Raw genomic sequence first — 21,932 nt, 5'->3', positions numbered from 1 at the left:
CGTTATAGCATAGGATGAGTTATACCTTGAAGGCTAGGAAATCGGTTCGCCTAGCCTTTTTTGGATTTTTAACATCCGAGAAGCTGTTCTGTTGTTTTACCCGTGTTAGATCCAAGTTTGAGCCCTTGTGCTTCAACAGTGGTAGCAGCAAAAAGTAGTCAGCTAAGTAAACCAATATTTAGTCATCTTGATCGTTTTTTTGGGTAAATAAATCGAAAGAATAACTCTTGACCTATCGTTAATATTTCCTCAGGAGCAATAGCTATGCCCTTAATTATTTATTTTGTACTTTAGAGGAATATATCGAAAGGCGTTTTATGGATAACAATCATTTTTCTAATTGCGACCAAGAACCCATCCATCTTTGCGGTCAAATACAGCATTTTGGTTGTCTTATCCTATTTGATACAGCTCATAATTGTATAGGCTGGAGCGAAAACTGGACAGAAACTGGATTACCACAGCAAAGTGTATTCTTGGGACAAACTCTCGACAAATTTATCAACAGTCTGGCTATCCAGCATGCCATTGATCTTGACCAAATATTGCATGATCCGACCGATAGTTTTAAACATCGTTATGTAGCTGATATATACCTACAAAAAAAACCATATTATCTAAGTATTTATCCATTTGACAATAAGATATATGTCGAGATAGAACAACATCGTTCCCAATCCCATCAGTTTAAAAACACCTTTTTCTATGCAAAACATATCAATGATAGTGAAGATATATGGAAGGCTCTGGCTGACAATATTTTTACGGTAACCGGGTATGACCGTGTGATGATCTATAAATTTTCGGAAAATGGGGATGGCCAGGTCATTGCAGAACATGTTGTTGGCGATCTTGAACCATTATTGGGCTATCGCTATCCTGAGTTTGATATCCCCAAACAGGCTCGCTCGCTCTACACAAAAATATTCGCCAGAGTCACGCCGGACATAGATGCAGACCCGATACCGATTTGGGGTGTTGAATCTGGAAAATTGGATCTCTCCATGACAACCATACGGGCAATGTCTCCCATACACTTGCAATATCTTAGAAATGCACAAGTAAAAGCAAGCGGCAGTTTTTCCATCATTATCAATGGAAAACTTTGGGGACTGGTCGCCTGTCAAAATAGACTGCCTAAGTACATTGATTTAGCACAGAGACATCTCGCCATTTTCATTGTACAGTATGCTGTTAATAGTTTTTTGGCCAATAAGCATATTGAGGACAACAACTTTAAACTACAAACCAAAAGTATCGCATTTGAGCTCAGACAGAATCTATTTACAAAGAAAGACCTCAACAAAGTAATTAATACCCTGGCGTCCAACTTAATGCATGTTCTTCGAGCTGATGGAATAGCATTTAAGTATCTTGACAAATGGCACATCGTAGGCCAAACACCGAAAAAGGACATACTTTTAAGTTTAGAAAATTATTTCAGTAAGACAATTTCTGATCAATTATTTTGGCTATCTGATTTCAAATGGCATAATGACCAAAAAGAAGCTGTTTTTCCTTTTCCAGGCATAGCTGGCATAGATTTAGAAAACAAATTAGACTTTAAGATTTACTTCTTCCGAAAAGAAGTAAAAGTAGAAGAAACTTGGGCAGGAGAACCTGAAAAAAAGTTTATTTATGACCCGACAAAGAGTATAAATTTCCCTTCTCCACGCACATCTTTCAATGCTTGGAAAAAGATTGTTGAAGGGACGGCCCCAAAATGGAAGGAACGTGAAACCAATTTCTTAAAAAGCTTAAGCAATACAATTCAGGAAGCTTGTTTAAAGAAAATCTCCGAAATTCAGGCACTCAATGAGAAGTTGATCGAAATAAATAATATCCTCGAAACATTCAGCTATACCTTGAGTCACGACTTAAAAAATCCTTTGGCAGCGCTTCAAATGACAGCTCAAATGATTCGGGACAGACCTGGGCTAAGCCAGGATTTTCTCGGAAAAGCGGGCAAGAACATGATGGAAGCCATTCAATTGATGAATAATATGTTGGATAAGACGGTCGATTTTGCGCGCACCAAAAGTTATGAGTTCGAATACGAAACGGTATATCCAGAGCGGTTTATCGAAAATATTATCGATGATTGCTGTGTTAGATTCAGTGTCCATAATCTACAATTTGACAAAAGAAGCATCCTTCCTATTGAAGGTGAAAAAACATTGGTCTATCAATTGTTTTTAAATCTGCTCAGCAATGCCATTAAGTATAGCAGCAATAAAACAGCACCAGTTATAGGGGTTGACAGCTCTTTTGAAGAAAACTATGTCTTGTATAAAATATGGGATAATGGCATTGGAATGTCTGAAGAAGAAACTGAACGGATTTTCGAAATATTTCATCGTCTACCCAATGCGCTGCAATTTGATGGTTCAGGAGTTGGATTATCTATTGTTAAAAGGATTGTTGATAGGCTCAACGCAAAAATCACAGTAGACAGCATGTTGAATCAGGGCACCATTTTCGAAATTCGATTTCCGTTAATAGATGAGTTCCATGAAATTAAAACAAAAATATAAGATTCCTTGTTAGCCCCCTGACGAAAAGAAAGTTTAATGATCCCCTTGACTTCCTTCATTCTTTTTTATTAAATTAGAGACCGGCCGATAGATTCTTGTTAGAATTCAGACTATCATAAATCAAAACATGCGTGAAACAATTTAATAGGACAAAAAATCTTCAATAAGAATTAATTGCAAATGGATAAATTCAGTCTGTTAGTTGGGAATGACATCAATAATATTTCTCCCGGAATCAGTTGGAGCGATTTGCTGACCAATATTAAAGCAAAATATCATCTAGCGACATTGGAAAATGGGCAAAAACCTTTCCCTATGTTATATGAGGAGATTTTTTTAAATGCAATTAAAATACAGCAGCTTAATGAAAGGGAACTTAAGACTTATATCTCCGATAGCGTCTCCCAAATAAAGGAAAATGAAATACACCAATTGATCCGATCTCTTCCAACCAACAATATCATTACAACAAATTATGAATTCAGCTTAGAAGGGTCCACATCAAAGATTAATACAAGTCTCGTCAGAGAAACAACATACAGTGTTTTCCGCCGGCATGAAACAGCAGATAAAACATTTTGGCATATTCATGGCGATTGTGACAATCCAAGTTCCATCAATCTAGGGTATGAACACTACTGTGGGCAACTCCAAAAAATGAGGGATTATGTTGTCAATGGCACCAACTATACTTCGGACACTGTGTTTAAAGCCTCTTTAATAAAAAGATTGAAACAGAAAAAAGACTTACAGCTACAATCATGGATAGACCTGTTCTTTACGCAAGATATTCATATCTTCGGGCTCTCACTGGATTTTGTAGAAATTGACCTTTGGTGGCTATTAACCTATCGTGCACGAAACAAATTTTATAGAAAAAGTAACTTCATTCAAAATAAGTTATTTTATTATACGACAAAAAAATGGTATCAAATCGCTGTGGATAAAATGCAATTGCTCAAAGCTAATGATGTAGAGATAATCGTTATCGATGAATCGGACAAAACTAAGTATTATAAAAAGGTATTGAAAGAGATCAATAAACGTTATCAATAAGCTGCTCATCAACAAATTTCATAAAAAAAGACTTAATAATCCTTTCGAAACACGAATTTTTTTCTATTTTCCACGCTCTGTTTCACCAAAAAAGTCTAACATCTGTTGCAGGGCGGTTGCTGAATGCATTCTGTCACTATTTTCCAATGTATCCTGTGTCGCTTCCGCCCCACGTTGGATCATCTGTTTTTCAAAATAAGAAAGCGCGAGTTTTAAGCTTTCAAAATTGCCTTCCGTCAGGCATGCCGCAAGTTCAAATGCATCTTGCATGGCAACATTTGCGCCCTCTCCGGCAAAAGGCGGCATACGGTGGGCGGCATCGCCAATCATGGTGAGGTTAGACTGGGTAGTCCAACTTTGATCAAGCGGAAAATAGTACTGCGGCCGAGGTATAAAATACACATTTTCGTTAGCAAAAAATTCTTCCCATGCTATACCCCAGCCTGAAAAATTAACGTTTAGCCAATTGGAAACCTGTTGTTTAGGGCTAGCATCATTCGACTGCTCCTTAAAAACATTTTCAGGCGCTTTTGTACTGGCGACAAACATGATAGATCCATCTCCTTTTGTTCCATACCCAATGAACTGCCCATCGCCAAAAGCCATCACCTTTCCTCCTTTTGTAAATTCAAATAGTTTGGGGGCATTTTTTTGCGCATCATAAATATTTCCCTCGACCAATGTAATCCCCGAATAAATTGGATTGGGTGCATTGAGATAAGGACGTATTTTAGAATTTGCGCCATCAGCGGCAATGACGAGATCCGCATAGGCCGTTTGTCCATTTTTAAATTGTAATTTCCAGCCTTCTCCCTTTTTTTCCATTGAAACAAAATGACGGTCCCAGACCACAGTGTCTGGATCTAGCGAATTCAACAATATATTACGTAGCGGAGCGCGATCAATTTCTGGTCGATTTTCGGCAACTGCGGTGCTATGGTCATGATCGTCAAATTTAATATGAAGTTCCTTATCTACGATACGCAGTTTGCTTGCTGTCGGACGATGGTATTTATAAAATTCGTCAATAAGTCCGGCTCTTGTTATCGCTTCAAGACCTGTTCCTTCATGAAGATCCAATGTAGATCCTTGTACACGTACCCCACGGTCAATATCGCGTTCATAAACTTGTACGTTCGTCCCGCGCATCTGTAATAGTCGGGCTAGGGTCAAGCCGCCCATACCACCGCCAACGATAGCAATTTTTTTGTTTTCAATTAACATCATAGTTGTTCTTAAAATATTTAAGACAAAACTATTTCGATGTCAGGGAAGATAATAGTATAAATCGGTCATTTTTATTTTTTAGCAATTCCTTAGGTACCACCCCTGCGAATTTCTTGATCTCTTTGATAAAATGATTCTGGTCAAAAAAATGTTCCTCAGGAAAAAGTTTACCTTGGGCTATATGATCTAAAGAAGCCCGGAAACGTAAAATATTTGAATATGCTTTTAGGGATAACCCAAACCACTGATTAAAATAACGATTGATCTGACGAGTTGTCCAATAGACCTCTTCCGAAAGCTCAGAAACCGAAACAGAGCCTTTACTCTTATATATAAGATCAAATAATTTCTGTTTACGCTCATCGATAGCTGTTGGTAAAATTGACAGCAGCATTTGGGTGGATTTTTCAATAAACCGGTCAAAATCTTGTAGATCCTGCTCACTAAAATCCCAAAAATCTTCCTTCAATAATTTACCTGAATTTATAATACCTGCTATACTTTCATGTAGAATATATTCTATTGCAAGTAACTTTAAGCTGATGCAAAATATTACGCCATCAACTGGAATTGATGCCTGCTCATGCGGCTGCGTTCCCAAGCCGAGCAATAGAATCCGGAAACCGTCTGCCGGAGAACAAAAAAGAAACAAATCCACTCGTCCATCTGGTAGTCCTATCGTTTCTTTTATCTCACCTGAATGATTGTATAGACACCAAAAACTGTCTACAAAATTAGAAAGCGCGTCATCAGGTTTAATAATCTTGTAATATAGTCCTTCTTCCATTATTGAATTCCACTTGTATATTATGCCATGCTTATGTATTGATTCAGCGCATTTTTATCCTTTGTTAAATTTAAAAATTAAATCTTACAACATCGGGGGATCAATTCTTTTATTAGCAATAACTACCTAAGTAATTTTTCATACCCAACAAGGCATAAAGAATGCAACAAGAAAAAAATACTTACAACTAATTGAGATATAAAACTCATAATGAGATCATTTGACCAATACATTCTCCCGAGATATCCCAAAAATATATTTTGAGAAATAGAAAAAATACTTCACTTTTGTCTTGGCTAAATTAAAATTAACAGGGAAAGTAATACCAAAAATTACCGTATCTACATTTTTATTATTCGACGATGTTTTTTAAAAGATCCGCCTATTTATTTTTAGGTATATTATTGCTTATTGGATGTAGCAAGGATATTCCTCCTACGATTATCCCGATAGATCCCGAACCTACAGACAGAAGCAAATTACCTATTCCAACAGGCTTCACGGAAGATATAGCTTCAATAAAGATTAATACGGTCGCTAATGCGAATCAACCGGGCTCATCACTACCCGAAATGATCCGTGATATTTCAGGGCAAAATGCCAGTTATTGCCATCCTGATGTAGCGTATTTTCCGCAAGGATTCAACGGGTATAAATATTGGATGGTATTTACGCCTTATTTTGGTATCATCGGCGCTGACCGAACCGCATCTTTATATGAAAATCCCAGTGTTGTCGTATCCAATGATGGCAAGGAATGGATTACACCAGCTGGTTTAACCAATCCAATACAGCGCCGTCCTGCCTTAGAAGATTCATATATTCCTCCGGGCGGACCACCTAACCAAGGCTATTGGTCTGATGTCGACTGGAACTTCAATGGGAAAGAATTCGAATTGTACTACCGGGGATGTTTTTTCTCCAATAAAATCTTAAGACAGTGGGGGGCCAAGAGTTACAACAATGCAAGAAAACTAAATCAGGAAGCCGAACGTGTTATAGTGAGACAAACTTCAACCGATGGCATTCATTGGACTCCACTTGAACTTGTATACACGAGCAATGAACCGGCATCCGTGCAGGACAATCATATCCTATCGCCATCCTTCATCAGAAATGAGACCAATATGCTAAGTTACGAAGTAGATTTTAAACCAAACTACCCTTCTCCCATCCAGACCAATATTTTGTCGCGCTCATCATCGAATGGTCTTGACTTCACCCCTTATAAAAATAGTAAACAAGTCAAATTCATCAATAAGCCATGGCTTGAATTAAATAAAAATTACTCGACATGGCACCTACAGGCAGCATATATTGATGGTTATTATTTCCTATGTCTCGCTGTAGGAAATGTGGATAGATATACTTCTGATATGAACTATTTGGCCTATTCAAAAGACGGAGTAAATTTTCGCGTTTTTGAAAAGCCATTGGCCTCCTGGAATGTTTACCGTTCGGCAGTATTTGCCAAATCTTCTTCGCTAACTAAAATCGAGTTCGGTGCCGTCATAGGCTATAAATCAGGTGCCTTCGGTTACAGGGAATTTAAGTTAGACAAAAAGGTATTGGAAGATGGGTTAAAATAAAAAACAGGGTACGCTACTGGAAGCAACAACAAACAGGACTCAGCCAAAAAATAACTCAGGTCGAACCATCTTTTTCTTATTTTATATGGAGCATATTCCTTAATTTTATAGCTTAACCCCAACATGCTAAAAATGGCAATCAAAGATATTGAAATTGTAAAAACAGAAATTCTATCCAATAACTGGTATACCTTAAAAAAGATCACCTATCAATATTCAAAATCAGACGGGACGGTACAACAGCAAAGCCGCGAAGCCTACGACCGTGGAAACGGTGCCGTAATACTGCTATATAATAAAGAATCCAAAACTGTCATTTTGACCAGACAGTTTAGAATTCCAACCTATATCAACGGAAATGAATCTGGAATGTTAATCGAAGCCTGTGCCGGTTTATTGGATCAAGATTCACCTCAGGATTGTATACGTCGGGAGACAGAAGAAGAAACGGGGTACCAGATCAAGGAAGCAAAAAAGATCTTTGAAGCGTATATGTCGCCCGGTTCAGTCACCGAAATTCTACATTTCTTTATCGCGGAATATACGAACAGCATGAAGATCGGTGATGGTGGCGGATTAGAAGAAGAAGAGGAAAATATCGAGATACTGGAGCTAAATATTCAAGATGCGTTAGCTATGATCGAAAGTGGTGACATCAAAGACGGCAAGACCATTATGCTGCTGCAATATGTTAGGCTGAACAATATTTTGTAGCGAAATCCTTTCAGCGGAGCACCTCAATGGGCAGACGCTGTAAAAACATACTTAGCCTGTTGAAAACTGATCGTTGACGGTATATAATGTGGTATACCCATATATACCTGTTCGGTACCCGTTCCTAAAATATATTGAGACCCTTTCTTAAGCAAAACAAGGGGTCTTCTTTTTTTCTGTCCCCAGCCAAAGGGAATATAGTAATAATCGCCGATCAGCGTATCCTTTTTGATATTTCCCTGAATCTCTCCGGAATCAATTTCACCACCTGGCCGATAAAACCTTAATTTTCCATGAAAACGCCTTTCAAAAAGATTAAGTTCCAGTTGCGCACTATCCCGTTTACTATAAGCAGCATACTTCAATAGTTCCGCATCCCTTCTCTTTTCCTGGCAACCTATACATGGGAGTACCAATAAGATAAAATAAGCCGAAACTGCAATTAACCGCATTCTTTTGATAAAATTTGACTAGCCATTGAATCCGCTAAAATACAATTCGTAAATTTAACATTAAAATATTAGCTATTACCTACATTCGTTACGATTCTATCTGCTAAGGCTTTAAGCTGCTGCATATCGGAATAATCCAGCTTTAAGGCTTCAAAGATCTGCATGGGAATGCAACTTGCTTTTTCTTTCAGTTCCGCTCCTTGTATTGTTAACTTTATTTTCACTACCCGTTCATCTGTTTTGCTTCGAGTACGGGTGAGCAATGACTTGCCTTCCAACCGTTTCAGTAAAGGTGTAAGGGTTCCGTTATCCAAAAATAGCTTTTCCCCAAGCTGGTTTACGGTTTGTTCGTCATTTTCCCATAACGCCATCATCGTAATATATTGTGGATAAGTCAAATCTACTTCTTCTAAAATAGCACGATAACGTTGCATGATCTCCCGGTGCAAAACATATACGGAAAAACACAACTGTTTGTCCAATTTTAATAAATCATCCATTTTACAAAGATATTGTTTTCTTAAAGTTTGTAGAATAAGAAGCTCCCTATTTATACTCGACGACAAATTCTTCTTTTGGCATTCTTACTTTTTTCATGGTAGAGATCCAGTCGCGAGAAGCATCGGCAACACCGACATACATTAACGATACACTTTTCAGGCCAAGTTTATCCAACTGCAATACCTCATCCACTACTTTATTATCAAAGCCCTCTGCCGGAGTGCTATCTACCCGCAATTCAGCCGCTTGTGCCAAAGCTAAACCCAATGCGATATAAGTTTGTCGGGCAGTATGAGCAAAATTAAGCTCCGCAGCCTCATTTAGATAAATGGATTTCAGTTTATCCGTATAAGATCCGAAGCGGCCCCGCGGTAAATCTCTCTCATCTGTCGTGAAATCATATACTTTATCAATGCGCTCTTCTGTATATTTATCCCAGGCCGCAAAAACCAATACGTGAGAGCATTCTCGCATACAGTCAGGGTTTAGGGCACCTTTTGCTAGTTCATCTTTCAAAGCCTGATTTTCGACCACCAATACTTTAAATGGTTGTAGACCCGAAGATGTTGGGGCAAAACGCGCTGCCTCCAATATCTTATCTATATTCCCTTGTGTAACCTTTTTTGTTGGATCATACGCTTTCACAGCGTGTCTCCATTGTAAGTCTGTAATTAATGACATTAGTTATTTATTTATTTTGAAAAAAGAACAGATAATATCGCCAGCAATGCGGGGATTCCCTGTACAAAGAATATCTTTTTACCTGCCGTAAGCCCCCCAAAAATGCCAGCGACAAGAACACAACCCAAAAAGAATATGCGAACATTGTCGCTCCAGACCGGATCGTTGATAAAAAATGACCAGGCCAAGCCAGCGACCAAGAAGCCATTATATAAGCCTTGGTTTGCGGCCAGCCCTTTTGTAGGTTTAAAAAGTGCATCAGGAAGCGATTTCCCGAAACTACGCCGTCCCGCAGTCTCCCATGCAAACATTTCCATCCACACAATGTAAAGATGTTCTACCAACACAAGTACAGTGAGCACTGTGGCCATATGATCCATATACTATTCGTTATTAGATACTGTTAATTTAACTACGATATTACCTTTGGTCGCATTAGAATACGGACATACCTGATGTGCTTTTTCAATCAGCTGTTGCGCTATGTCCAAACTAACCGCAGGGATATTCGCATGCAATTCTGCGGCAAGGCCGAAACCACCCTTCTCCAATTGACCGATGCTCACCTGAGCGGTAACAGTTGTCTCGCCAGTTTTTACCTTTTCTTGTCGAATTACTAAATTCAAAGCACTGTCAAAGCAGGCAGCGTAACCAGCCGCAAAAAGCATTTCTGGATTCGCATAATCATCATTTGCACCACCAAGCCCCTTCGGCATCCGAACCGCCAAGTCCAATACTCCATTTTCACTTTTTACCTGACCGTTTCGGCCGCCTTTGGCGGTAGCGCCTATCGTGTATAACGTTTTCATATTTTATTTTGTTTTTGTTTCAACATTACAAATGTAGATTGGAAAATTATATTGTGCAAAATATAATTTCACTATTGACATTAAAATGAAAAATTGGCTACAACCCAAATCGATAGATCGGGGAAATTTTGAGTTAATGAATAAAAAAATCTAAATTTGATTATTGCAAATGTAATCGATATGGAAACAACCTCAATTGAACAGTTCTACCATGAAATCAACGCAACGATACCCAAGGAGATAGCACGGGAGATCGGGCATTTTAACGTGTTTAGCTACGCAGAACTTGCTGCTACATTGAAAGAGAAGCCCATCATGCCCTACAACAAACGAACCTATTATAAAATCAGTTTAATCACAGGAAAGAACACCGCTGAGTATGCAGATAAGGTGATTGAAATAGAAGAGTCTGCTTTGGTATTTGCTACACCGAAAGTACCCTACCACTGGATACCCAAAGACGAACAGCAGCAAGGTTATTTTTGTGTTTTTACTGAGGATTTTTTAGCTAGAAATAAAAGTGGTGTTATATTGGATGATCTACCTATTTTTCAGCCTGGAGGACTTCCCGTTTTCCAGATCTCCCATGAGCAGCGTCTTGAGATTGAACACATTTTCGAAAAAATGAATAAGGAGTTGTCTTCCGATTATGTGTTTAAATATGACCTTTTAAGGAATTATGTTCTTGAAATTATTCATTATGGACAGAAACTACAACCGAAAAGCATCAGCAACCCGACCCATAATGCAGCTACTAGAATTACCTCACTTTTCATTGAGCTATTGGAAAGACAGTTTCCCGTAGAATCTCCGATGCAGCGTTTGCAGCTACGAACAGCAAATGATTTTGCCGAGCGTCTAGCGGTGCATGTGAACCATCTGAATAAAATTCTGAAAGACAATACAGGTAAAACAACCACCCAGGTAATTAGTGCCAGAATCACACAAGAAGCAAAAATTCTTCTCAAACAAACAGACTGGAATATTTCCGAGATTGCCTACTCGCTCGGTTTTGAAGAAATAGCACACTTTTCTAATTTCTTTAAAAAGCAGACCAAGCTTTCGCCAAACAATTTTCGTTCTCAGTCGTTATAATTTGAATTTCGCAAATATTCATTTGCTTTTCACAAACGCATCGGATACTTTAAAAACGAAATTTGTACTATTAAATTTTAAAACAAAATAAAAATGGCAAAGAATAAAATCGCTTTAGTAACTGGCGGAAGCCGGGGGTTGGGAAGAAACATGGCAATTAATCTTGCTAAAAAAGGGATTGATGTTATACTGACTTACCATAGCAACAAAGAGGAAGCAGATCATGTGGTGTCTACTATTCAGGCCTTTGGACAGCGTGCCGCTGCATTTCAATTCAATGCGGGTGATATCAAATCCTTTGATCAGTTTATAGCGCAAATAACTGATCACCTAAAAGAACAAACAGGGCAATCGAATTTTGATTTTTTGATCAACAATGCCGGTACAGCATTATATGCTCCGTTTATGGATACGACGGAGGAACAATTTGACGCAGTCTACAATATCCATTATAAAGGTGTCTTTTTTCTTACCCAAAAAGCACTTCCTTTTATAAACGACGGCGGACGTATTATTAATATATCGTCGGGTCTTGCCCGTTTCGCTTTTCCGGGCTCTTCCGCTTACGGTTCGATGAAAGGTGCGATCGAAGTTCTGACAAGATACCTGGCCAAGGAACTAGGACCTCGTGGTATTGCGGCAAATGTCGTCGCGCCGGGAGCAATTGAAACAGATTTCGGCGGCGGACATGTACGAGATAACGAGGAAACAAATGCACATATCGCGAGTGTAACCGCATTAGGCCGTGCTGGTGTACCTGATGATATCGGCGGCGTTGTTGCCTTTTTGTGCACAGAAGATGCCCGATGGATCAATGGGCAACGCATAGAGGTATCCGGAGGAATGAATCTTTAATAGCGGGTTGCTCCTCAGTAAGCATATGCCCATTTATTAAACTATATCGGACATATGCTTATTTTTAAGAAAATACGCGAATGATTTTCATTTCTGTTATTTGTCATCATTTCAATCAATATAATGCGAATTTCATTTTCTCACTAAAACAGCAACCAATAATATTAATTCGCTTATCGAATTATTAAGTTTGTAGGATAAATGAAGATACAGCTCGCAATAATAAGTGATATACATGCCAATATCGTGGCATTGGACCAGGTACTGGCAGATATAACAAAAAACGGTGTAACACAGATTTACTGTTTAGGTGATCTAGTCGACTTTGCACCCTGGGGCAATGAAGTTATTAATCGAATCCAGAAAAAAAACATTCCCTGTTTACTGGGAAATCATGATCAGAGAATTGCTTTTGACGAGCCCATTATTCCTTTACCGCATCATGATGCGATAGAGACCGCAAATCGTGAAATTGCCATTAACCTCAGCAAAAAGGAAATTTCTTCTTCACATAAAAAGTGGCTATCCACTTTACCTTACAACCTCGAATTAACATTCAAGGTAGGTGATCGTTTTAGAAAAATCCTCCTTGTACATGCAAGTCTTCATAGCAATGATGAATATGTTCACGAATCTGCACCTAAAGGAGACTTATTAGTCGATTTGCGCCGAAGAGGTGTTGATGTGCTTGTGATGGGCCATACCCATCAAGCCTACGTCCAACAGGTCGAAGAACTCCTGTTTATCAATTGCGGTTCTGTCGGCCGAAGCAAGGAAAAAGACAAGAAAGCTTCCTATGCTTTAGTTACACTGACAGAAGAAGGGATAGATACTAAAATAATCAAAGTAGATTATCCGGTCGAGGAAGTCGCTAACGCCATTTATTACAGCAATATTCCTGATTTTTATGGAGATTTCTTACGCGCTGAAGATAATTAATTATCAGCAACAAACTCAACATCTCCGCCTCAACGTCAAAATCGGGTTCTTTCTGGTTAGCGTAAACATTGATTGAACACAGTTATTATCATCTGGGACAATTTGTGTTAATCAATACAATGATTAGCCAATAAAATGCTAAGAATGTCCCGCTAGTTTCTTGATTCCCTGCTCAGTTAGCACGTCCCTACTATTTTTTACAAAAAGTGGATCTCACTATTGAAATAGCTGCCTAGATCATATTATTGCGCTTGGGTTGAATGCTCCTGCTTGATCTTTTCACGGTATTTCAGCCCCCAGTCAACCAACGATTCGGTAACAGGAACAACACTTTTTCCATAGCTTGTGATTTTATAGAAGACCCGAACAGACTCATCACTTGATTGACGTGACACCAATAAGTTTTGTTCAAGATCCCGCAGTTCCTTTGTCAAAACCTTCGCTGAAATCCCCAAGATCTCCCGTTGCATTTTTTTAAAATGAATATCCTGTTGCTCACGGTTTGTTAAATAGCGGAGGATCATTAATTTCCATTTTCCACCTAAAATATCCAACGCGTCACGCATTGCACGCAATTCCTCACCGCAGCTTGCCTCCCTTACAGTATTTTCTTCGATGACTTTACCCATTATTTTATAAAAAATACTAGTTACCACTTGTTAACCACCAACAAATATATATCAAAACTGACTTAGATTTGTCATAATAACTGTTCAAGGAAAAAAAATAGAATACGGTCATCAGGTACTACTGGTTTCAAATAAGTTGAATTTTGCCAATACGGCTTTATATAAAAGAACATGAGATGAATGCTGTCATTTTAAGTGAAAATAATCAATTGATCAATGCCGAAGTTGTACTGCGTCAATTAAAACCGGAGGAGGTAAAGATTAAAATAATCGCATCCGCACTCAATCCCATCGATTATCAAATGCGTGAAAATGAATACGAAAGAAAGTATATCTTTTCACCAATTTTAGGGCGGGAAGGTGCAGGCATAATCACAGAGATTGGTTCTGGGGTTATAGATTTCGTTATCGGTGACGAGGTTTACTTTGCTTGCGGCAGTATGGGAAGCAATGGTACATATTCGGAGTACATTTTATTAGCCGCTGCACTCGTTGCTCCGAAGCCCAAGAATATTTCTTTTGAACAAGCCGCTGCGCTGCCTACCTCAGGAATCACCGCGTTACAAGTTTTTGATCGCGCACCCATTACTGCTTCCGATCAAGTATTTCTTACAGGTGCGTCGGGTGGCGTAGGCCTTTTTATCTTGAAATTGCTCTTGGTCAATGGTATAAAAAATATTATGGCTACTGCTGGAAATACTACCAGTATCCAAAGACTACGTGAGCTAGGATTAAATAACGAAAACATCGTCGATTATAAACAGGGCAATTTAATTGAAATACTAAAAAACAAGATGAATAATCACGGATTTGACTTTTGCATTGATGCGGTGGGACATGCTCTTTCGGAGACGTCAGCAACGCTGTTGAAACCCCATGGCTGCTATATTGATATTACCCACTTTACGACAGCCTCAGCGAGAGACACGCTATTTAGCTCAGCAGCCAAAATCATCAATATCTCCAACTTTATCCATGCGCAAAACCTCAATTATACCTATTTCAAACAGGCATTGAATCGTATAGCAAATTATATAGAGCAAAAAATTATACAACCTATGCCAATTTATCCGATCGGTGGTCTGACATCCGAGACCATCGAAAAAGGACATCAGCTATTAAAAAATAACAAAACCGAAGGTTACAAATTGATCTTACACAATCCATTATAATATGAGAACTATTCCAAGAAGAATCGTCACAGCCGAACGGGGCGGAAAATCGTACATACAACAAGATACTATTGTAACGAATGTATCGGAGCACTATCCCAACCTTGTTATTTCAGATATATGGCAGACAAGTCAGATGCCGGCTCATTTTACGGAAGAAAATCCCGTGGAAAATTCAGCTATACCGCAAGTCATCAAAAATGGAACTTATTTTCGCTATGTGCAAATTCCGCCAGACAAACAGCTCGGTATTGAAGCGCCAGCTGATCAACCACATCCGTTAATGCATCAGACGGCCAGTTTGGATTATATCATTATTCTTTCAGGCGAAATCTATCTGATTACAGATACCGAAGAAACTCTATTACAAGCCGGAGATATCGTTATCCAACGTGGTACCAACCACGCCTGGAGTAATCGTTCAGATCAAATGTGTTTTCAATTGGCTATTCTTATTGATGCGCAATAAATTGTGTATATCATTCATACTAAAATTACAACCTCTATTTATCGCTAAAAACCAGCACTTTATTTTAAAATATTTCCTGATAACTTTATCTTGCACTGCTAACGCAATTTAGTTAAGTTTGATTGTATGATAGCAGCTTACTTTCAGTCTTTGGATCTCTTTAATAAGGAAGAGATTGCCCAGATTGTTCCACTTTTTGAATATAAAAGGCTGAACAAGAATGATTTTTTTGTCAAGGAAAATCAGCGCTGTAATGAGGTCGCCTTCATTGCATCCGGAATCTTTCGTTCGTATTACAGTACCTCAAGCGCAGAAGATGTCACCTATTGTTTTCGATTTCCCAACAGCCTAATCGCGGCCTACTCCTCTTTTATCACTGGTGGACCAAGTGTCGAAACCATGCAGGCGCTCTCCCCTGCCGAATTATGGGTCATCAAAAAAAGTGCTATTGACAAACTCGCCGCTGAAAGTCTGGTTTGGACAAAATACCTCAAAATGATTGCTGAACAGCAATACCTGGAACTTGAAAAACGCATCTTCCAGTTGCAGAAAGAAACAGCCCTACAACGTTATATGTTCTTACTACGAGATCAACCCGAATTTATTCAACAAATACCACTACAGTATTTAGCTTCCTATTTAGGCATCACGCAACGCCATTTAAGCAGAATTCGCAGTGAAATCACTTTTTAGACATTTGTCCTATAAATCAGGAATGAGTGACCCTAACTTTGTGTTATCATAAGAATAACATGAATAAAAAAATACTTGTCATCAACGGTCACCCCAATCGAGCTTCCTTCAATTTTGGCATTGCTACAGCTTACAGAGAAGGTGCCAAAGAATCTGGGGCAGAAGTTCGTTCAATTAACATCGCGGATCTGAATTTTAATCCCAATCTTCAGTTTGGTTACCAGAGACGAACTGAACTCGAACCGGACCTTCTACAGGCATGGGAAGACCTCCAATGGGCAGATCATTTAGTTTGGGTACATCCAGTCTGGTGGGGTGGTCTTCCAGCTATTATGAAAGGTTTTATTGATAGGCTCTTTCTGCCCGGGTTTACTTTCCAATACCGTGAAAACTCTCTGTTTTGGGACAAATTACTCAAAGGAAAATCTGCCCGGATTATTACCACCCTGGATCAACCCGGTTGGTATTATGCCCTTGTCTATGGCAGACCGAGCGTCAATCAACTCAAAAGATCAACTTTACTATTTTGTGGTGTATCGCCTGTAAAAGTGACCTACCTTGGAATTATAAAAACTTCGGATACAACAAGGCGGAATAAATGGCTGCAAAAAATCAAACAGCTCGGACAAAACCAAGGGTAAAATCCATCTCGTTTTTCTTTTCAGTTTTTTAGGGTACTATTGCCATTACCTATTTTTTGCCAAATGACAATTGTACCCGTCCCGCTATGCCCTAGCTTTGTTCCATAAATTCAATACAACAGCAATATGGATATTTTAATTGGACTCCAGTGGGGAGATGAAGGGAAAGGAAAAATCATTGATCTGATCAGTCGGGATTATGACATTATTGCCCGGTTTAATGGCGGAGCAAACGCTGGGCATAGCATTTACCATAAAGGCAAACGAATTACACTCAAATTATTGCCATCAGGAATCTTTTATCCCCATATCAAAAATATTATCGGTAGTGGAGTAGTCATCGATCCTTTGGCACTTCGGGCGGAAGTGGAACAGCTTCAAGCTGCTCTGTCTGATACCGATTTAATCCATCGGATTCTCCTATCGGCGAAGGCCCACCTAGTATTACCAACATACAAGTACTGGGATATGTATTTCGAAGAATCGCAACAATACCGAACTATTGGAACAACGAAAAATGGTATTGCACCGACCTATTCCAATAAAATACTTCGGCAAAATGTACGTGTTGGAGATATACTCTCCAACGATTTCAAAGCAGAGGTATTCCAAATCTTAACTAGGCAGTATCTCGAGCTTCAGGCTTTAGGACAGGATATGCCGATGATACAGGAGTTATATGACAATTTTCTGGAAGCATGCAATTTTTTAACAAAAATGCAAATTACCGATACGGAAATTATCATCAATGAAGCATTTAGGAATAATAAAAAAGTATTGGCCGAAGGTGCTCAGGCTACTCTATTAGACATTGATCATGGTAGCTACCCTTATGTCACTTCTTCAAATACCATCGCATCCGCAGCATGTGTAGGATTGGGCGTATCCCCCAAGCTTATTGATAAGATTTATGGTGTTACCAAAGCGTATTGCACCCGTGTTGGAAACGGTATGTTTCCAACTGAAATAACGGGATCCCTTGCCAATGAACTGCGTGAAAAAGGGGGCGAATTCGGATCCAATACCAAACGGCCGCGAAGAATCGGCTGGCTGGATCTTCCCGCATTAAAATATGCCATTATGTTAAATGGCGTGACCGATCTTGTATTGACAAAGGCTGACATCTTAACGGGTATGTCTGAAATACCAATTTGCACAGCCTATGAAATAAATAGTGAGACAAGGGCCTTAATCGCTCCAACATTTGTTGATGATTCCGCACGACCTGTCTGGAAATTCTTAGACGGATGGGATATCCCGTTCAGCAACATCAACCAGCGTGCACAAATTCCGAAAGAACTGAAACTATTTATTGCCTTTTTGGAAGAGGAATTAAAGGTCCGGGTAAAATACCTATCCACTGGCCCGCAACGAGAAGAATTGATTATCTTAGGTAATTAATACAAGCAATATGGAACAGCTTTTAGCATATATCCGGAAATTTGGTCAGCTTGATAAACGGGAGGAAGGTCTAATCAGGCAGGCCTTTGAGAAGAAACATATTCCAAAAGCGACCTATTTCGTTGCCTGTGGAAAAGTTACCGATCGTATAGCCTTTGTAGAAAGTGGTGTATTTCGTTCCCTTTATTATAATAATAAGGGTGACGATTTTACACGCTACTTTATCTACGAAGGTCGCTTTATTGGGGATTTTCAAAGTTTTCTGGATCGTACTCCATCCAATGATTATATCGAAACCGTAACAGATGCACAGTTATGGAGTCTTACCATCCATAATTTTTTACTGCTAGAGAAGGAGATCAAAATCTGGCCCCTTTTAATGGCCAAGCTATATGGATTTGTCATTGAAAGCAAATTAAAAACAGCAAATACCATGATGAATCTCGATGCCAGTGAACGCTATCTGCTGTTTCTAAAACTTTACCCCGGACTGGCAAATCGCGTTCCCTTAGCGATGCTGGCTTCCTATTTGGGTATTACTGCATCTTCTTTGAGCCGCATCCGGAAAAATATCATATGAGAGTACTAATCATATCGGGTCATCGTCCCCCGTGAACCGGACGGGTAATCACGAAACCAGGTATCAAATTGCGTCTCATCTACCCTACCATCGGTACAGCAATCGGGTTGTAAAAACATTGTCTTTCAGATCATCAGAAAAATTGGTCAAACTCGTCTTTTCATTGGTTACATGTTCGTTATATACGGTAAGTTTCAAGCGATTGCTAATCTGATAAGCGACTCCATAACCTAATGTACTGAATTTAACATCACCATCTGCAGTAAAATTATCCGGCATTCCAATCGTCATTCCGCTTGCTTTTGCATTAGGGTCATACACATCGTAAGCTAATAAAGCTGTAACGCCTGTTTTTGCGATTTCCTGTGTAAACCAAAGGTAATAACCGTTAAATTTCCGTTGGTATAAATCCGTAGCTGGCTGAGTCGTAAAACTCCTGCTCGCATAAGGGCCTTTGATATCTGCACCTCCAGCGACGCCAGGTTGATCGCCGGCCACATATTCTGTCTTGAAGCTGGATTTCCCGAAGCTGTTGTCCAGTTCGATCTGTAAGTTTGCGCCATAGTAATTCCGACCAATCGCCTTTCCCTCATTATCATCACTAGTATGAGCTATATAACCGTTCGTAATGGCCGTGTAATATGTTTTGGTATCGTTACGGACCGAACCTTTATAGAATGAACCACCAAATCCAAGATGCAATCTTTTATCCGCGAGACTATCGAATTTAAACGCGAGGTTTCCGATTAGATCCTTTTTGGAATCATAGTCTTTGGCTGAGTGCCCACTTCCATTTACAAGGGCTAAGTCTAAGTTTAAGAATTTCACTTTGCCTCCGGGATGGTAACTAACCATACCACCCAGGTCACGTTCGCGCGGCATTAATGTCTGAAAAACACGTGCTCTTTCGGGGAAATCACGATAACCGGAGGAGTAAACGATGGAATAGCCAAAGGGTCTGTTGAAGAGACCTGCTGTCAGACTCAATCCTTTCTGATCAGGATGCCGCAATTGGATAAAAGCATCCATTAACTGTACGCCGTCCTGAGTCGCATCGAGCTGGAATACAATACTGGAATACGTATCCACACGGTCTATCTTAAGACGTCCACGTCGGATCATAAAACGATTGTCGGAATTCTTGGAGAAATCACCACCGGAGAACGAAGTTATTCCCGGAGATTGAGCCTTTTGAAACTGCGTCTGAAGGTATCCTGTGATTTTGATATCATGAGGGTCATAACTTGACGGCGCATTGTTATTTTGTGCCGTCGCTACAGCCGGACCGATCAGAGTTGCGAGTAAAAGTGCTTTTTTCATTGAATAACTTTTTTTTGGCAATGGTATCATCAGGACTTGTAAACATATGTAAAAACAGATCGTCCGTCCAGATGGTTCATTGGTATTATAATAATCACTAAAATAATGAATGAATTTTAAGAGGATTATGGGATTTTCATTAAATATTATAACCACTCTTATTTCACGCCGTAAAAATAGATTCTCAATGTTAAGTTAGTATTAATAAATTGTTAGCCTATTAATTTGTATACATAAAATTAATGATTTGGTAATACAATTAATGATTTGGTAATACAATTAAACAAAACTATTGCTATTTTGATCTAACAAGAGGGGCCGAATCAAAATAGCTATTTTTGACACGGCCCCTTTTTCCTTCGTCTGAAAGTTTAAATATCTAGTCTTATTTTCCCCACCAAACTGGTACATCCATTGGAATTAACTTCGCATTTGGATTATACAATGTTGTAGTTTTAGGGAAAGGAAATCTTTTTGGGGTGTAAGATAACTCTGCACCCACTGCCTCCGGACGAGATACCAAAGCGGGTATGCCAGTCCTTCTATAATCATTATAAGCCTCAATGGATTGATTATACATCGCCACCCATTTCTCCATCATAATATCCTGTAATGTTGCAGCAGAATAATTCGCAACTGAAGTACCATTTTGCGCTCCTGCAGATACATACTGTACATTTGCTTTAATTGCATCGTTTAATATAGTGGTTGCATCAGCACCTTGCTTCTTCTTTACTTCTGCTTCAATAAACTTTGCTTCATAATATGTAATTATTGGGTAGTTAGCTGCTAAAAGTGGTTTAGCGGCAATCGGATCTACTCCAAAGAATATACCAAGTCCAGAAATACTAGATGAAATATCTAATTCAGTGATATCTCCTCCAGCATACACACCTTCTTTAGTTTTTGACAATAAATAACTTAATCGCGGATCACTTTTTGATAGCATTCTATCTACAAATAACTTATTAGCTCCTAAATATCCACCACGAGATTTACTGAAAGCACCCCATTGATTTAGCGCACCACCTTCAGCCGAGTGGACGGCCTCTAGATTGTCAGCATTTGAAGAAATACCCTTAGAAAGGTATTCTAAAACTTTGGTCTCAGTACCCGAAACTTTAGAAGAAGTACGATGTAAATACCTAGCTCTCAACGTATAAGCTGCTTTCTCCCACCTTTTCACATCTCCACCAAGCATTACATCATCTCCTGTTGGTAAGAACAAATTATCATCTTCAGATGCTTGAAAATCAGCAATAGCCTCTCCCAACAAATTGTCGATAGATTTATAAATATCTGCCTGAGTATCCAACTTCGGCGCTCTTACTCCTTCATCAAATCGAAAAGCTTCTGAATAAGGGACATCACCCCATAAATCTGTAGCTATAGCAAGATTAATAGCCATTAATACCTTGCCAATTCCTGCATAATGAGGGCTTTCAGCCCCTGCTTTATCTATTAACAATTTGGCATTATACATTGTTCCAGTATATAGTCCCTCCCAAGAATTATCAAAATCACCTTCGGTAATTCGATAATTTTGAATATCGTTATATTGAGCATCTATACCAGCTGAATGCTGTACCAATATACTGCTAATTCGAGATAACTCGCCCTCTACATTCGCAAATGTATTCACCTCTAATGCTGTTAACATAGTCGCAAGGTTCGCCTCAGCGGGGTCATTGGGGCTTAAATACAGATCATCCCCAGTCTTACAGCCGACAAAAACTGTGAGACATAGAATATATAAAAATTTAAAATTTGCTTTCATATTATATTAAA

The 21,932-nt window shown here is 39.1% G+C and carries 23 protein-coding genes; 13 read left to right on the top strand and 10 right to left on the bottom strand.

The window, feature by feature from the left end:
• Nucleotides 1-317: 317 nt before the first annotated feature.
• Both HMAT_RS18460 and HMAT_RS18455 read left to right on the top strand, forming a co-directional pair.
• A complete protein-coding gene (locus tag HMAT_RS18460) occupies nucleotides 318-2,534 on the top strand; it encodes an ATP-binding protein (RefSeq protein ID WP_104384326.1) in 2,217 nt (738 codons plus the stop codon).
• A 180-nt stretch (nucleotides 2,535-2,714) separates the two neighbouring features.
• Nucleotides 2,715-3,590 carry an SIR2 family protein gene (locus HMAT_RS18455; protein ID WP_104384325.1) on the top strand — a complete coding sequence of 292 codons (876 nt, stop codon included), beginning with the start codon at nucleotides 2,715-2,717 and terminating at the stop codon, nucleotides 3,588-3,590.
• A 63-nt stretch (nucleotides 3,591-3,653) separates the two neighbouring features.
• Here the strand turns inward: HMAT_RS18455 and HMAT_RS18450 are convergent, their stop codons facing one another.
• Together HMAT_RS18450 and HMAT_RS18445 are read right to left on the bottom strand one after the other, a co-directional pair.
• Nucleotides 3,654-4,817 (bottom strand): NAD(P)/FAD-dependent oxidoreductase, encoded by a 1,164-nt coding sequence (locus tag HMAT_RS18450; RefSeq protein WP_233789444.1) that lies wholly within the window; start codon nucleotides 4,815-4,817, stop codon nucleotides 3,654-3,656.
• A gap of 28 nt (nucleotides 4,818-4,845) precedes the next feature.
• The gene (locus HMAT_RS18445) at nucleotides 4,846-5,604 is read right to left on the bottom strand and encodes an AraC family transcriptional regulator (protein ID WP_104384323.1); all 759 of its coding nucleotides are present in this window, start codon (nucleotides 5,602-5,604) and stop codon (nucleotides 4,846-4,848) included.
• 362 nt (nucleotides 5,605-5,966) lie between these two features.
• Between HMAT_RS18445 and HMAT_RS18440 the strand changes: the two genes are divergently transcribed.
• On the top strand, nucleotides 5,967-7,193 hold the full coding sequence (locus HMAT_RS18440) for a hypothetical protein (protein WP_104384322.1): 1,227 nt from the start codon (nucleotides 5,967-5,969) through the stop codon (nucleotides 7,191-7,193).
• A gap of 132 nt (nucleotides 7,194-7,325) precedes the next feature.
• On the top strand, nucleotides 7,326-7,907 hold the full coding sequence (nudK, locus tag HMAT_RS18435; RefSeq protein ID WP_104384321.1) for a GDP-mannose pyrophosphatase NudK: 582 nt from the start codon (nucleotides 7,326-7,328) through the stop codon (nucleotides 7,905-7,907).
• A gap of 23 nt (nucleotides 7,908-7,930) precedes the next feature.
• Here nudK and HMAT_RS18430 read toward each other — a convergent pair whose 3' ends face one another.
• The 5 genes from HMAT_RS18430 to HMAT_RS18410 all read right to left on the bottom strand — a co-directional run bounded on the left by HMAT_RS18430 (nucleotide 7,931) and on the right by HMAT_RS18410 (nucleotide 10,350).
• Nucleotides 7,931-8,359 (bottom strand): hypothetical protein, encoded by a 429-nt coding sequence (locus HMAT_RS18430; RefSeq protein ID WP_104384320.1) that lies wholly within the window; start codon nucleotides 8,357-8,359, stop codon nucleotides 7,931-7,933.
• A gap of 68 nt (nucleotides 8,360-8,427) precedes the next feature.
• Complete coding sequence (locus HMAT_RS18425; protein WP_104384319.1) at nucleotides 8,428-8,859, bottom strand: MarR family winged helix-turn-helix transcriptional regulator; 432 nt, start codon at nucleotides 8,857-8,859, stop codon at nucleotides 8,428-8,430.
• Between the two features lie 46 nt (nucleotides 8,860-8,905).
• Nucleotides 8,906-9,541, bottom strand: coding sequence for a nitroreductase family protein (locus HMAT_RS18420; protein WP_104384318.1), 636 nt, complete (start codon nucleotides 9,539-9,541; stop codon nucleotides 8,906-8,908).
• An 11-nt stretch (nucleotides 9,542-9,552) separates the two neighbouring features.
• The gene (locus tag HMAT_RS18415) at nucleotides 9,553-9,921 is read right to left on the bottom strand and encodes a DUF1304 domain-containing protein (protein ID WP_104384317.1); all 369 of its coding nucleotides are present in this window, start codon (nucleotides 9,919-9,921) and stop codon (nucleotides 9,553-9,555) included.
• 3 nt (nucleotides 9,922-9,924) lie between these two features.
• On the bottom strand, nucleotides 9,925-10,350 hold the full coding sequence (locus HMAT_RS18410) for an organic hydroperoxide resistance protein (RefSeq protein WP_104384316.1): 426 nt from the start codon (nucleotides 10,348-10,350) through the stop codon (nucleotides 9,925-9,927).
• A 180-nt stretch (nucleotides 10,351-10,530) separates the two neighbouring features.
• Here HMAT_RS18410 and HMAT_RS18405 point away from each other — a divergent pair, with 180 nt between their 5' ends.
• From HMAT_RS18405 to HMAT_RS18395, 3 genes are all read left to right on the top strand, one after another.
• Nucleotides 10,531-11,445, top strand: coding sequence for an AraC family transcriptional regulator (locus tag HMAT_RS18405; protein ID WP_104384315.1), 915 nt, complete (start codon nucleotides 10,531-10,533; stop codon nucleotides 11,443-11,445).
• Nucleotides 11,446-11,538: 93 nt separating this feature from the next.
• Nucleotides 11,539-12,300 (top strand): SDR family NAD(P)-dependent oxidoreductase, encoded by a 762-nt coding sequence (locus HMAT_RS18400; protein ID WP_104384314.1) that lies wholly within the window; start codon nucleotides 11,539-11,541, stop codon nucleotides 12,298-12,300.
• Nucleotides 12,301-12,501: 201 nt separating this feature from the next.
• Nucleotides 12,502-13,239 (top strand): metallophosphoesterase, encoded by a 738-nt coding sequence (locus HMAT_RS18395; RefSeq protein ID WP_104384313.1) that lies wholly within the window; start codon nucleotides 12,502-12,504, stop codon nucleotides 13,237-13,239.
• Between the two features lie 242 nt (nucleotides 13,240-13,481).
• Here HMAT_RS18395 and HMAT_RS18390 read toward each other — a convergent pair whose 3' ends face one another.
• Nucleotides 13,482-13,868: a helix-turn-helix domain-containing protein gene (locus HMAT_RS18390; RefSeq protein ID WP_104384312.1), complete on the bottom strand. Its 387-nt coding sequence runs from the start codon at nucleotides 13,866-13,868 to the stop codon at nucleotides 13,482-13,484.
• Nucleotides 13,869-14,044: 176 nt separating this feature from the next.
• On the opposite strand from HMAT_RS18390, the gene HMAT_RS18385 reads away from it, so the two are divergent.
• The 6 genes from HMAT_RS18385 to HMAT_RS18360 all read left to right on the top strand — a co-directional run bounded on the left by HMAT_RS18385 (nucleotide 14,045) and on the right by HMAT_RS18360 (nucleotide 18,824).
• On the top strand, nucleotides 14,045-15,040 hold the full coding sequence (locus tag HMAT_RS18385; protein ID WP_104384311.1) for an NADP-dependent oxidoreductase: 996 nt from the start codon (nucleotides 14,045-14,047) through the stop codon (nucleotides 15,038-15,040).
• 1 nt (nucleotide 15,041) lies between these two features.
• Nucleotides 15,042-15,509 carry a cupin domain-containing protein gene (locus HMAT_RS18380; protein WP_104384310.1) on the top strand — a complete coding sequence of 156 codons (468 nt, stop codon included), beginning with the start codon at nucleotides 15,042-15,044 and terminating at the stop codon, nucleotides 15,507-15,509.
• A 126-nt stretch (nucleotides 15,510-15,635) separates the two neighbouring features.
• Nucleotides 15,636-16,202, top strand: coding sequence for a Crp/Fnr family transcriptional regulator (locus tag HMAT_RS18375; RefSeq protein ID WP_104384309.1), 567 nt, complete (start codon nucleotides 15,636-15,638; stop codon nucleotides 16,200-16,202).
• 59 nt (nucleotides 16,203-16,261) lie between these two features.
• Nucleotides 16,262-16,843: an NAD(P)H-dependent oxidoreductase gene (locus tag HMAT_RS18370; RefSeq protein ID WP_104384308.1), complete on the top strand. Its 582-nt coding sequence runs from the start codon at nucleotides 16,262-16,264 to the stop codon at nucleotides 16,841-16,843.
• A gap of 126 nt (nucleotides 16,844-16,969) precedes the next feature.
• On the top strand, nucleotides 16,970-18,244 hold the full coding sequence (locus HMAT_RS18365; protein ID WP_104384307.1) for an adenylosuccinate synthase: 1,275 nt from the start codon (nucleotides 16,970-16,972) through the stop codon (nucleotides 18,242-18,244).
• Between the two features lie 10 nt (nucleotides 18,245-18,254).
• Nucleotides 18,255-18,824 carry a Crp/Fnr family transcriptional regulator gene (locus tag HMAT_RS18360; protein ID WP_104384306.1) on the top strand — a complete coding sequence of 190 codons (570 nt, stop codon included), beginning with the start codon at nucleotides 18,255-18,257 and terminating at the stop codon, nucleotides 18,822-18,824.
• Between the two features lie 84 nt (nucleotides 18,825-18,908).
• Here the strand turns inward: HMAT_RS18360 and HMAT_RS18355 are convergent, their stop codons facing one another.
• The gene (locus HMAT_RS18355; RefSeq protein ID WP_104384470.1) at nucleotides 18,909-20,144 is read right to left on the bottom strand and encodes a porin; all 1,236 of its coding nucleotides are present in this window, start codon (nucleotides 20,142-20,144) and stop codon (nucleotides 18,909-18,911) included.
• Nucleotides 20,145-20,529: 385 nt separating this feature from the next.
• Nucleotides 20,530-21,921, bottom strand: a complete 1,392-nt coding sequence (locus tag HMAT_RS18350) for a SusD/RagB family nutrient-binding outer membrane lipoprotein (RefSeq protein ID WP_104384305.1) — start codon at nucleotides 21,919-21,921, stop codon at nucleotides 20,530-20,532.
• Between the last annotated feature and the right edge of the window lie 11 nt (nucleotides 21,922-21,932).

The sequence above is a fragment of the Sphingobacterium sp. HMA12 genome (assembly GCF_002933815.1).
In the GTDB taxonomy this organism is placed as follows: Bacteria; Bacteroidota; Bacteroidia; order Sphingobacteriales; family Sphingobacteriaceae; genus Sphingobacterium.
The sequence above is the reverse complement of the archived record's forward strand: the minus strand, read 5'-3'. Positions and strand labels throughout refer to the sequence as shown.